Annotated in this window: 12 protein-coding genes; 2 read left to right on the top strand and 10 right to left on the bottom strand. The window is 67.5% G+C overall.

Translation table 11 applies throughout. The annotated features are described in order from the left end of the window. A partial coding sequence (locus L810_RS22750) for an alanine dehydrogenase (protein WP_042975736.1) occupies nt 1–634 on the top strand: 634 nt, incomplete at its 5' end. Between the two features lie 45 nt (nt 635–679). Here L810_RS22750 and polX read toward each other — a convergent pair. From polX to L810_RS22705, 9 genes are all read right to left on the bottom strand, one after another. Then, a complete protein-coding gene (polX, locus tag L810_RS22745) occupies nt 680–2,446 on the bottom strand; it encodes a DNA polymerase/3'-5' exonuclease PolX (RefSeq protein WP_021160666.1) in 1,767 nt (588 codons plus the stop codon). 148 nt (nt 2,447–2,594) lie between these two features. Next, a complete protein-coding gene (locus L810_RS22740; protein WP_021160664.1) occupies nt 2,595–2,987 on the bottom strand; it encodes a TraR/DksA family transcriptional regulator in 393 nt (130 codons plus the stop codon). A 237-nt stretch (nt 2,988–3,224) separates the two neighbouring features. Beyond that, nucleotides 3,225–3,998 (bottom strand): transporter substrate-binding domain-containing protein, encoded by a 774-nt coding sequence (locus tag L810_RS22735; protein ID WP_051392305.1) that lies wholly within the window; start codon nt 3,996–3,998, stop codon nt 3,225–3,227. 38 nt (nt 3,999–4,036) lie between these two features. Next, on the bottom strand, nt 4,037–5,266 hold the full coding sequence (locus L810_RS22730) for an acetyl-CoA C-acyltransferase (RefSeq protein WP_021160662.1): 1,230 nt from the start codon (nt 5,264–5,266) through the stop codon (nt 4,037–4,039). After that, a complete protein-coding gene (locus tag L810_RS22725) occupies nt 5,263–5,925 on the bottom strand; it encodes a 3-oxoacid CoA-transferase subunit B (RefSeq protein ID WP_021160661.1) in 663 nt (220 codons plus the stop codon). The genes L810_RS22730 and L810_RS22725 overlap by 4 nt, the downstream gene beginning before the upstream one ends. Beyond that, complete coding sequence (locus L810_RS22720) at nt 5,900–6,580, bottom strand: CoA transferase subunit A (RefSeq protein ID WP_021160660.1); 681 nt, start codon at nt 6,578–6,580, stop codon at nt 5,900–5,902. The genes L810_RS22725 and L810_RS22720 overlap by 26 nt, the downstream gene beginning before the upstream one ends. An 11-nt stretch (nt 6,581–6,591) precedes the next feature. After that, nucleotides 6,592–7,905, bottom strand: a complete 1,314-nt coding sequence (locus tag L810_RS22715) for an aminotransferase family protein (RefSeq protein ID WP_021160659.1) — start codon at nt 7,903–7,905, stop codon at nt 6,592–6,594. Between the two features lie 44 nt (nt 7,906–7,949). Further along, on the bottom strand, nt 7,950–8,711 hold the full coding sequence (locus tag L810_RS22710) for an amino acid ABC transporter ATP-binding protein (RefSeq protein WP_021160658.1): 762 nt from the start codon (nt 8,709–8,711) through the stop codon (nt 7,950–7,952). Continuing rightward, a complete protein-coding gene (locus L810_RS22705; protein ID WP_021160657.1) occupies nt 8,708–9,370 on the bottom strand; it encodes an amino acid ABC transporter permease in 663 nt (220 codons plus the stop codon). Before L810_RS22705 ends, L810_RS22710 begins: the two co-directional genes overlap by 4 nt. A gap of 213 nt (nt 9,371–9,583) precedes the next feature. On the opposite strand from L810_RS22705, the gene L810_RS22700 reads away from it, so the two are divergent. Then, nucleotides 9,584–10,507 carry a LysR family transcriptional regulator gene (locus L810_RS22700; RefSeq protein ID WP_021160656.1) on the top strand — a complete coding sequence of 308 codons (924 nt, stop codon included), beginning with the start codon at nt 9,584–9,586 and terminating at the stop codon, nt 10,505–10,507. 45 nt (nt 10,508–10,552) lie between these two features. On the opposite strand, the gene L810_RS22695 is transcribed toward L810_RS22700, so the two are convergent. Next, the coding region (locus L810_RS22695) for an undecaprenyl-phosphate glucose phosphotransferase (protein WP_042975730.1) at nt 10,553–11,831 on the bottom strand (1,279 nt) is incomplete at its 5' end.

Here is an 11,831-nt window from a genome sequence, read left to right as displayed (position 1 = left end):
CGGTGTGCCCGGCGTGCCGGCCGCGCACGTCGTCGTGCTCGGCGCGGGCGTGGTGGGCACCGGCGCGCTGCAGATGGCGGTCGGCCTCGGCGCGCGCGTCACCGTGCTCGACACCAACGTGAACCGGCTGCGCCAGCTCGACCTCGTGTTCGCCAACCGGATCGCGACCGTCTGCTCGAACGCGCACACGATCGACGAAGCCGTGCGCGATGCCGACGTCGTGATCGGCGCCGTGCTCGTGCCGGGCGCATCGGCGCCGCGGCTCGTCACGCGCGACATGATCGCGACGATGCGCACCGGGGCGGTCGTCGTCGACGTCGCGATCGACCAGGGCGGATGCTTCGAGACTTCGCACGCGACGACGCACGCCGACCCGACCTTCGTCGTCGACGGCGTCGTGCACTACTGCGTCGCGAACATGCCCGGCGCGGTCGCGCGCACGTCGACCTTCGCGTTGAACAACGCGACGCTCGGGCACGCGCTCGCACTCGCCGACAAGGGCTGGAAGCAGGCGATGACCGACGATCCGCACCTGCGCGCGGGCCTAAACGTGTGCGACGGGCACATCACGTACGAAGCGGTCGCGCTGGCGCTCGGCCTGCCCTACGTGCCGGCGGCCGGCGTGCTGGCGTGACGTGACCGCCTTCACGCGCGGCGGGCGACCCACCCGCCGGTGCGTTCATGCGCCCTTCGAGCCGCGGCGCCTGGACGCGCCGTCCGCGCCCATCGTGCGTGCAAGCAGCGGCCTCAATTGCGCGAGCGTGCGCGTGTTCAGCACGTCGGGCCGCGTCAGCCAGCCGCGTCGCGCCTGATCGACGCCGTAGGCGAGATTGTCGAGTTCGTCCGTGCTGCACGCATCCGAGCCGACCGCCACCGGCACGCCGGCCTTCGCGGCCTCGCGGCACCAGATGTCCGGCAGGTCGAGCCGCCGCGGCTGCGCATCGAGTTCAACGAAACAGCCGCGCGCCGCGGCGTGCGCGATCACGCGTGCCACGTCGAGTTCGCACGCGTCACGCTCGCCGAGCATGCGGCCCGTCGGGTGCGCGAGAATCGTGAAATGCGGCTGGTCCATCGCGCGCAGCACGCGCGCGGTCTGCGCGTCGCGCGACAACTCGAAGCCGTCACGTACCGCACCGACCACGAGATCGAGCCGGCCGAGCAACGTGTCGGGCACGTCGAGGCTGCCGTCCTCGAGAATGCCGGCCTCCACTCCCTTGAGCAGCACGAAATCGTCGAACGACGCGTTCAGGCGGTCGATCTCGTCGAGTTGCCGGGCAAGCCAGTCGAAGCCGTTGCGGCCGCCGCCGGCATCCGGTGCCCGGTCGGTGATGGCCAGGTACGCGAATCCGCGCGCGCGTGCCGCATCGGCCATCGCGCGCAAGCTGTCGCGGCCGGCCGACGCGTCGGTATGCGCATGCAGGTCGCCGTGCACCTGCTTGCGCTCGACCAGCGCCGGCAGCGTGCCCGCGCGCGCCGCGTCGATCTCGCCACGATCCTCGCGCAATTCCGGCGGTACTTCGTGCAGCCCGATCGCCGCGTAAACCGACGCCTCGGTCGCGCCGGCGATCCGTTCGTCGCCGCGAAACACGCCATATTCGTTGATCTTCAGCCCGCCGGCCTGCGCGATCCTGCGCAACGCGATGTTGTGCGCCTTCGATCCGGTGAAGTAGACGAGCGCCGCGCCGAATGCATCGGCATCGACGACGCGCAGGTCGACCTGCAACCCGTTCGCGAGCACGACGCTCGACTTCGTCTTGCCGTGCGCCAGCACGCGCGCCACCTCGGCGTAGCCGACGAACGCGTCGGCGACGGCCTGCGGATCGCGTGCGGTGACGAGGATGTCGAGATCGCCGACCGTCTCGCGGCGGCGGCGGAAGCTGCCGGCCGGCACGGCCTTGCCGACACCGGCAATCGCGCGCAGGCGTTCGAGCAGCGGCAGCAGCGAGTGCGCCGCATCCGGCAGCAGGAAGCGTTGGGGTTCGCGTTGCAGCCGGTCGTCGATCGCTTCGAGCAGATGGGCTTCGGTTTTCGCGCCGAAGCCGGGCAGTTCACGCACGTGCCCGCTCTTCGCCTCGGCGCGAAGCTGTTCGAGCGAATCGACGTGCAGCGCTTCATGCAGCGCCTTCACGCGTTTCGCGCCGAGCCCCGGCACGTCGAGCAGCTCGACGATCGCGCCCGGCAGCGCGTGACGCAGCGTTTGCTGCAATTCGCAGGTGCCGGTCGCGGCGATCTCGCGCAGCTTCGACGCGAGATCGGGCCCGATCGACGGAATCTTCCCGAGATCGTCGCCGTTCGCGATCATCGTCGCGATATCGCGCCCGTAGTCGGCGATCGTGCGCGCGGCGTTGCGATACGCGCGCACCCGGAACGGATTGGCGCCCTGGATCTCGAGCATGTCGGCGATCTCGGCGAACACGGCCGCATACCCGGCATTGTGAATCGGCATGATCGGCGTGGCTCCCTTCCACGTGGATGGTGCCGCGCGCGTGCGCGACGCCGTCTGCCCGCGCGGTGCCGCATGCCGACGCCGCCGGGCGCACGTTCATCATCGTACGCCGGCCGTGCGTCGCTTGCTGCGACGTTGCGGCCCGACGTCAGAGGGTAGCGCGCGGCGTCGTGGCGTAGTGCCGCTCGTAGATCGACTGGCAATGCGTGCAGCGTTCGGCAGTCGGGCGCGCCAGCAGGCGCTCATAGCCGACCGAACCGTCGCAGTCGATGCATTCGCCGTAACTGCCGTCGCGCATCCGCTGCTGCGCGCGGCCGACGGCGCGCAGTTCGGTCAGTTTCATGCCGATCAATGCATGATCGACGTCGACGAACAGGTCCGCATTCGCCTCGTCGCCCTCGTCCGGCGCCGCGCCGGCGAGATCTGCATAGGATTCCGACGCGCGCTGGTCTTCGCTCGTGCGGATCTCCGCACGTAACGTCTGCTCGCTCTCGTTCAGCCGCTGTTTCAGCGTCTGCCGTTGTTGTGCGTCGAGCGCCATGGCGTCTCTCCTGTTCCGGGTTCCGCGCGGAAAACGGTCGCGCGCAGTGTCGCGCCGGTGTGCGGCGGGCAAGGTTCGACCGGCGCCGCCGCGCCACGGATACGCGCCCGGACGCATCAGGCGCCGGACGCATGCGATGCAGGATAAACCCATTGAGCGGGTGTGTGTTGACCGGAATCAGCGCTGCACCGAATGCCCCTAAAAGCGATGGGGGCGACGCGAAATCGGGGCCAGCAATCAGCGCACATCCTCGCCGAGCCACCGCTTGCTGATCGCGCCGTATTCGCCGTCCTTGAGCATCGTGTCGAGCGCGGCGTTGATCGCATCGCGCAGCTTCGGGCTGTCCTTGCGCACCGCGATCCCCATCTTCTCCGGATACAGCAGCGGCCCGACGGGTTTCGCGTCAATGTGCTTGTCACGGATCGTCAGGATGCCTGCGATGCGATCCGAGACGAATCCCTCGATACGGCGGTTCTGCATGTCGATCAGGATGTCGGGCAGCCCCTTGTAGGTTTTCACCTGCACGTCGGGCCGGTTCTTGCGCAACCACGCTTCATAGGTTTCCCCGAGCGTGACGCCGACCACCTTGCCCTTCAACTGCGCGATGTCCTGCACGCTGCTGCCCTTCGGCACGAACAGCTGCGCGCCCGAACGATAGTAGGACTGCGTGAAATCCACGGCCTTCAGGCGCTCGTCGGTGATCGCCAGACTGCCGATCACGGCATCGTACTTGCCGGCCAGCAGCCCGCCGACGATGCCGTCCCATGCCGTCATGACCGGCACGGGCTTCGCACCGAGCCTGCCCGCGACGCGGGTGCCGATATCGACGTCGAAGCCGGTCAGTTTGCCCGACTCGTCGATGAAGCTGAACGGCGGATACTTGCCGGTCAACGCGAACGTCAGGTTGCCCGTCTGCCGGACCTTGTCCAGATCGTCGGCATGTGCCGCGACGCTCGCGGCGCCGATGAGCGCCGCGCAGGCGACCATCGTCATTCGTTGCAGCAAAGTCATCTCCAGTCTCCAGGATCTTGATCGTGAATCGAACGCATCTATGCGTTCGACGTGGCATCGCACGGCGCCTGATGCCGCGCGACTTCGAACAACGCGGCGGCCCCCTGCCCGCCGCCGATGCACATCGTGACGACGACGTGGCGCACGCCGCGTCGTGCCCCTTCGAGCAGTGCGTGACCGACCATCCGCGTTCCCGTCATCCCGTACGGATGGCCGAGCGCGATGCTGCCACCGTTGACGTTGACGACCTCGTACGACAAGCCAAGTGTGTCGACGCAATGCACGACCTGCGAAGCGAACGCCTCGTTGAGTTCCCACAGGCCGATGTCGGCGGCCGACAGGCCCGTGCGGGCAAGCAGCTTGCGCACGGCAGGCACGGGGCCGACACCCATCTCGTCGGGCTGGCAGCCGGCCACCGCGCACGCGATCATGCGTCCGAGCGGCGGCGTGTCGAGCGTGCGCAGCATCGCGCCGGAGACGACCGCGCATGCGGCCGATCCGTCCGCGAGCGCGCACGCGTTGCCGGCCGTCACGGTACCGCCGTCGCGCACGGCATCGAGCGCCGCCAGCGCGTCGCCGGTCGTCCCCGGACGCCCGCATTCGTCTTCGCTCACGCGCAGCATGCGGGCGACGCCGTCGCCGCTTGCCTTGTCGCGTTCGAGCTTGCGCACGTCGACCGCAACGATTTCGTCACGCAACAACCCCGCCTGCACCGCGCGCGCGGCACGCTGCTGGCTGAGTGTCGCGTAGTCATCCTGAGCACGACGCGACACGCGATAGCGGCTCGCAACCACATCGGCCGTCTCGACCATCGGCATGTAGGCGTCAGCGTACCGCGCGAGCAATTGCTCGTCCTGCTGGCGGTGGCGATTCATGTGCGCGTTCTGCACGAGGCTGATCGATTCGACGCCGCCCGCCAGGATCGCATCGGCTTCACCGCCCGAAATCCGCGCCGACGCCAGTGCAACCGACATCAGCCCCGACGCGCATTGCCGGTCGACGGTCATGCCCGGCACGCTGACGGGCAGGCCCGCCGCCAGTGCCGCAAGCCGCCCGATGTTGTAGTACTGCGTCCCTTCCGGCAATGCGCAGCCGAGCATCACGTCGTCGATCCGCTCGGGATCGAGGCCGCTGCGCGCCACCGCGGCACGCAGCGAAAGCGCGGCAAGCGTCGGCGACGTCGTGTCGTTGAACGCACCGCGAAACGCGCGCCCGATCGGCGTGCGCGCATAACCGACGATCCAGGCGTCGCGACTGGTGTCCGTCATGCGGCCTCCTTGTCGACCGTGAAATCGGCTTCGGTCAGGTTGCGGATCTCGGCAACGCTCAGCGAATCGAGCCGTTCCACCAGCGTCAGTCCATGCGCCGCACACCGGAACACCGCGTGTTCGGTGACGATCATCGCGACGCGGCGGCGCGCCGTGAGCGGCAGCGCGCATCGCTCGACGATCTTCGGTCGCCCGTTCTTGTCGGTGTGCGGCATCGTCACGATCACGCGCCGCGCCTTCTGTGCCAGTTCCGCGCCGCCGCCGATGCCTGCCACGAGGCTACCCGGCACGAGCCAGTTCGCGAGATCGCCGTGCGCCGACACCTGCAACGCACCCAGGAACGTGATATCGACCAGCCCGCGCCGGATCATGCCGAACGAATCGACGCTGTCGACGATCGCGCCGCCCGGCACGACCGATACGTAACCGCCGCCGGCGTCGATCAGATCGCGGTCGAGATCGGCGGCGCGCGCAAGCGCGCCGACTCCGACGATGCCGTTCTCCGAGTGGATCCAGGTGGCCGACGGATCGTCGAGATACGCGGGAATCAGCGTCGGCAGGCCGATACCTAGATTGATCAGTTGCCCGCGCGCCACTTCGCGCGCGGCCCGGCGCGCGATCACGTGGCGCGGGTCAGCGCGGGATGGGCTGGTATTCATCGGTGTCTCCGTCGATCTGGATCAGGCCATGCACGTGGATGCCCGGCGTGTGGATATCGTCGGGCGCAAGCGGCGTCGCGTCGACGACGCGCGCCTCGACCAGCACCCGATCCGCGGCCATCGCCATCAGCGGCGAGAAATTGCGTGCTGCGCCGCGATAGCGGAGATTCCCGCAGGTATCCGCGCGATCCGCACGAAGCAGCGCGAAATCCGCACGCAGAGCGCGTTCGAAAAACAGCGTCCGGCCGTCGACCGAAATCGTTTCGCGCGTGACACCCAGTTCCGGCGGCAACTCGATATCGGTCACGATGCCCGGCAAGCCGACGCCCGCGCAGCGGATTCGTTCGGCGAACAACCCCTGCGAAAAGAACTCGATCTGCAGTGTGCCGGACAGGTAAGCGCGCCGCGCGGGGCCGCTCAGGCCGAGATGCGTCGTCAGCAGCCGGCTCACGACGCCAGCCTCGATCAGCCTCGACACGCCGTAGTTGTCCTGGTTCGCATCGTTCTTGATGATCGTCAGGTCGCGCTTGCCCTGCCGTTGCAACTCGGCCAGCAGCGAGAACGGCGTGCCCGGTGAACCAAAACCACCGACCATGATCGATGCGCCGTCCGGAATCGGTGCGACCGCGTCGGCGAGCTGCATGCGTTTGTCCATGCGTCGCTCCGTCATCGTCCGATCGTCCGGAACGCGAGATCGAGCCGTTCGACGATCTCGTCGCATTGCGCACGTGTCGTGATGAGCGGCGGCGCGATCAGCGTATGGTCGCCGGTTTCCCCCATCAGCGACTTGCGCGGATAAACGATCACCCCCTGCTCGCGCGCGGCGCGCGTCACCTGTTCGCCGAACCGGAGTGCCGGGTCGAACGGGGTTTTCGTGTCGCGATCCGCGACGTACTCGAGCGCGAGCAGGAAGCCGCGTCCGCGCACGTCGCCGATGAAGTCGTGCCGAGTCGCGAGAGCGTCGAGCAGGCCGCGCAGATAATCGCCCGTCTCGGCCGCATGCTCGACCAGCCCCTCGCGTTCGATCACGTCGATCACAGCCAGCGCCGTCGCGCTCGCGAGCGGATTGCCGGCGTAGGTATAGCCATGCTGAAACCCGCCCGACGCGAGGATCGGATCGGTCAGCCCGGCCCGCGTCACGATCGCGGACGTCGGGTAGTAACCGGCGCCGAGCCCCTTCGCCACGCACAGGATGTCCGCCTCGACATTCCAGTGCTGGAAACCGAACCAGCGCCCCGTGCGGCCGATGCCCGTCATCACCTCGTCGAGGATCAGCAGGATGCCATGGCGCGAGCAGATCTCGCGGATACGCGCGAAATACGCGTCGTGCGGCACCTCGGCGCCCGTGCTCGCGCCACCGATCGGCTCCGCGACGAACGCGGCCACCCGCTCGGCACCGACTTCGCGAATCGCCGCGTCGAGTTCGTCCGCGCAATCGAGCGCGTGCTGCTCCGCGCTCTTGCCGTGCGGCACGCGATACTGCGTCGGCGAAGCGACCTTCGGATAAAGCCGGATCATCGGCTCGAACGGCTGCGTGAGCGGCGTGTAGCTCGTCATCGCGAGCGCGCCCATCGTCGAGCCGTGATAGGACGGCCGGCGCGCGATGAACACGCTGCGCTCCGGCTCACCGCTGCACACCCAGTACTGGCGCGCGAGCTTCAATGCCGACTCGACCGATTCCGAGCCCCCGCTCGAGAAAAACACGCGGTCGAAGCGGCCGCCTGCGAGACCGACGAGCTTCTCCGCAAGATCCACGGCCGGCTGATTCTCGAACTGCGTCCGATACGCGAACGCAACCTTGTCGAGCTGCGCGAGCATGGCGTCGCGAATCGCCGGATGCCCGTGGCCCAGCTGGGCCACGATGGCGCCGGAACACGCGTCGATGTGACGCTTGCCGTCCGTATCCCACGCATAGATGCCTTCGGCGCGCGCGACGGTCGGCAACTGCACGGCGGACTGATAAAAGAGATGGTCGCTCATTGACGTCCTTGTCTGATTGCGTAAGGGAATTCGGTACCGCGCGGTCAGCGGATATCGGCGAGAAACGCCTGGGTCCGCTCGTGCGAGGGCCGATGAAAGATCTCGGTCGGACAACCGTCCTCGACAACCCGGCCGTCGGCCATGAAGACGACACGGTCGGCCACGCGTTCGGCAAAGCGCATCTCGTGCGTGACGACCATCATCGTCATGCCGGCCTTTGCCAGCCGCTCCATGACCGCCAGCACGCCGCCGACCATCTCCGGGTCGAGCGCCGACGTCGGTTCGTCGAACAGCATCGCGTCGGGCTTCAGCGCGAGTGCCCGCGCAATCGCGACACGCTGCTTCTGCCCGCCGGACAGGTTGCCGGGATAGACGTCCTGCTTGTCGAGCACACCGACCTTGTCGAGCAGCTCCCGCGCTTCGTCCCGCGCCTGCGAAGCCGTCATGCCGAGCAACTGCATCGGCGCGAGCGTCAGGTTGTCGAGCACGGTCAGGTGCGGAAACAGGTTGAAGTGCTGAAACACCATGCCCACCTTCATCCGCATCGCATTCAGGTAGCGCTCCTGCGCGCGATGCCCGCGGCCGGGATCGTTGACGAGGCTGCCCAGCACCCTCACCTCGCCGCGCGTCGGTGTCTCCAGGTGGTTCACACAGCGCAGCAGCGTGCTCTTGCCCGATCCGCTCGGGCCGATCAGCACGACGACCTCACCCTTGTGGACGTCGAGCGAAATGCCCTTCAACACGTCGAGCGTCCCGTAGGTCTTGTGGATGTCGCGCAGGACGATCTGCGGCTGGTTCCCGCTCATGCCCGGCCTCCTTTCAGGATCAGGCGCTGTTCGAACTGGCGCAGCACGAGGCTCGTCCCGGTGGTCAGCAACGCATAGATCATCGCGCACGCAAAGTAGAGTTCGAACGGCTTGAAGGTCGCGCCGACCAGTTGCTGCGTGCGCATGAACAGCTCCGCGAGCGTGATCGTCGACACGAGCGACGTGTCCTTGATGAGGATGATCAGGTTGTTGCCGAGCGGCGGCACGATCAGTCTGAGCGCCTGCGGCAGCACGACGAGCCGCATCGTGCGCGCGGCGCCGAAGCCGAGCGACCGCGACGCTTCGACCTGCCCGTGCGGAATCGCGAGGATGCCGGCACGGATCGTCTCCGCGTTGTACGCGCCGACGTTGAGCGCGAGACCGATCACGCCGGAGCTGAACGGCGACAGCTCGAGCCCGAACTGCGGCAACCCGAAATAGATGATGAACAGCTGGACGAGCAACGGCGTCGAGCGGATCAGCCAGATATAAGCACCGGTGGCATCGCGCAGCACGCGATGGCGCGACAACCTGCCGAGGGCGGCGCCGAGGCCGATGGCGAGGCCGAATACGATCGCGAGCAGCGTCAGCTCCACCGTGACGGCCGCCGCTTCGAACAGCATCGGCAGGTACTTGAAGACGAGATGGAAATCGAACATGGCATGGCGGCCAGCGCGCTGCGCGGCGGCGCAACGGCACTGCGGGTGTCTCCGTATGATGAGTGACCGATTTGATTCATCATCTGCAGACGGCCCGAAAGCCATTGCTGCAGAAGGAACCGGCCTGTTGTTTGACTGGTTCGCAGTCTCGCTTTGAATTATTTTTCGGTCAATATATGATCTTTTTTAATCAATTGATTGACCGGAGCGAACATGCGGAGCGACTTCAGCCTGCGCGACATCGAAATCTTCCATGCGATCGCCACGGCCGGCTCCACGCGACAGGCGGCGGTTCAGCTCGGCATCACGCAGTCGGCGGTCAGCCATGCGCTCGCGCGGCTCGAGGACAGCCTGCGCATCCGGCTTTTCGCGCGCGAGAACCAGCGTCTGCAGATCTCGCCGGCAGGCCGCTACATGCTCGACGAGGCCGTACAGTTGCTCGACCGGCTGAATCGCATCGAAGAGGAAATTTCGCTGTTGCAGGACAGCGGTGTCGCGTCGCTGCGCATCGGCTGCGCGCCGGGGCTGTGTCACCGGTTCGGGCCGCGGCTCGCGCAACATTACGCACAGTCGCACTCGGGCACGGGCGTGGCGCTCGATGTCGCCGCGAGCGGGCGGCTCATATCGGATGTGGAAGGCGGCCGCCTCGATCTCGCGATCGTATCGTACGAGATCCATGAACCGGGCCTGATCTTCGTGCCCGTGTTCGGCGCGAAGATGGTCGCGCTGCTGACGCGCAAGAACCGGCTCGCCGCGCGCAAGCTGCTGACATACGACGATCTCGCCGATCAGCAGTACATCAAGCCGATCCAGTCCGACCACCTGATCTACGACGATTCAAGCGACCGCCGGCGGCTCGGCTACGAGTTGCGCGTGAGTATGAGCTCGCTCGGCGAAGTGATTCGGCTGACCGACGGCGTGAGCCTGCTGAACGCGCTGACCGCCGCCGACCTGTGCGCGAACCGCGAGCTGGTGGCGCGCCCGTTCGATTCGAGCCAGTGGTTCAATTTCTATCTCGTTCACCAGCACGCGCTGAAGAACAATCCGGCCGTGCACGACGTCCTCGATATCGCGCAGGCGTGCGTGCGCGATACGGCGGAAAACTCCGCGTACCCCGACGCATTCGTGGTGCGCTGATGCGCGGCGGGCGGGGCCGGCACGTCGCCCGCTTGCCACGCAGCGTCAAAAGGCATTCCGCCCGATAAAACCGCGCACGACCGTCAGCAGGATGATCTTCATGTCGAACCAGAAGCTCCAGTTCTGCATGTAGAACAGGTCGAACTTGACGCGCGCCTCCATCGCCTCGACCTTGCGCGTCTCGCCGCGATAGCCGTTCACCTGTGCCCATCCGGTGATGCCGGGCCGCACCCGGTAGCGGTACATGTAGCAGTCGATCAGTCGCCGGTAAAGGTCGTCGTGTTCGATCGCATGCGGACGCGGGCCGACAACCGACATCTGCCCGAACAGCACGTTGAAGAACTGCGGCAGCTCGTCGAGCGACGTGCGCCGCAGGAACGCGCCGACGCGCGTGATGCGCGCATCGTTGCGCGACGCCTGCCGCACGACGCCCGGTTGTGCGCGATGCACGCGCATCGTCCGGAACTTCAGGATGTCGAACTCCCGGCCGTCGACGCCCTTGCGGCGCTGCCTGAACAGCACGGGTCCCGGCGACGACAGCTTGACCGCGATCGCCAGCATCGACAGCAGCGGCAGCAGCGGAATCAGCACACCGAATGCGAACAGCCGGTCGAACGCGAACTTCGCCCACAGCTCCGGCGCCGAACGCGGCGTGGTCGCGAGATTGATCGCCGGCATGCCGAGCACGTCGGTCGCCGAGCGATCGACCATCGCCATCTGCCGCACGTCGGGCAGCAGCCGCAATTCCACGAACTCGTCGCGCAACTCGCGGACGATGCGCTGGATCCGCCACTCGTGCGACATCGGCAGCGTGAGCCATACCTCGTCGATCTCGCCACCGCGAATCAGGTCGCGCAGTGCGTTCCAGTCGTCGATCACCGGCACGCCGCCGATGCCGCCGGCGGCAACCGGCGCGTCGTCATCGAATACGCATGCCGCCACGAAAGGGCCCTGCGGCGCGAGCTGCATCCGCTCGACCGCGACACGCCCGTACGCCGTCGCACCGACCACCGCGACGCGGCGCTGCCGCGCGCGCGGGTCGTCGCGCGTCAGTGCCAGCGCCAGCAGCGCGGCACGGCCGAGCAGCAGCGCCGCGTCGCCGGCCAGCACCGTGCGCGCGATCCAGCGTGTCGTGATCGTGCCGCCTCGGTTCATGATCCACATCGCGGCCGCCACCGTCAGCACGCTCGCGCAGACGAGCGCCACGATCGTCTGCGTCAGCGCATGCGTGCCGCCTTGCGGCGCCACGCTGCCACGCGCGGTGCGCAGGTAGCGCGGCAGCAACGCCACGGTCAGCACGCACAGCAGCGCGATCGCGCCGCGC

The sequence above is a fragment of the Burkholderia sp. AU4i genome (assembly GCF_000466765.1).
Classification (GTDB): Bacteria; Pseudomonadota; Gammaproteobacteria; order Burkholderiales; family Burkholderiaceae; genus Burkholderia; species Burkholderia cepacia.
Note: the sequence above shows the minus strand (reverse complement) of the source record. Positions and strands in the feature narration are given on the sequence as shown.

What these genes read in the sequence shown, in the direction of transcription:
- L810_RS22735 (WP_051392305.1), bottom strand. Translation starts at nt 3,998, where the DNA reads ATGACTTTGCTGCAACGAATGACGATGGTCGCCTGCGCGGCGCTCATC.
- polX (WP_021160666.1), bottom strand. Translation starts at nt 2,446, where the DNA reads ATGCCGATTCACAATGCCGGGTATGCGGCCGTGTTCGCCGAGATCGCC.
- L810_RS22705 (WP_021160657.1), bottom strand. Translation starts at nt 9,370, where the DNA reads ATGTTCGATTTCCATCTCGTCTTCAAGTACCTGCCGATGCTGTTCGAA.
- L810_RS22720 (WP_021160660.1), bottom strand. Translation starts at nt 6,580, where the DNA reads ATGGACAAACGCATGCAGCTCGCCGACGCGGTCGCACCGATTCCGGAC.
- L810_RS22740 (WP_021160664.1), bottom strand. Translation starts at nt 2,987, where the DNA reads ATGGCGCTCGACGCACAACAACGGCAGACGCTGAAACAGCGGCTGAAC.
- L810_RS22710 (WP_021160658.1), bottom strand. Translation starts at nt 8,711, where the DNA reads ATGAGCGGGAACCAGCCGCAGATCGTCCTGCGCGACATCCACAAGACC.
- L810_RS22730 (WP_021160662.1), bottom strand. Translation starts at nt 5,266, where the DNA reads ATGACGGACACCAGTCGCGACGCCTGGATCGTCGGTTATGCGCGCACG.
- L810_RS22725 (WP_021160661.1), bottom strand. Translation starts at nt 5,925, where the DNA reads ATGAATACCAGCCCATCCCGCGCTGACCCGCGCCACGTGATCGCGCGC.
- L810_RS22715 (WP_021160659.1), bottom strand. Translation starts at nt 7,905, where the DNA reads ATGAGCGACCATCTCTTTTATCAGTCCGCCGTGCAGTTGCCGACCGTC.
- L810_RS22700 (WP_021160656.1), top strand. Translation starts at nt 9,584, where the DNA reads ATGCGGAGCGACTTCAGCCTGCGCGACATCGAAATCTTCCATGCGATC.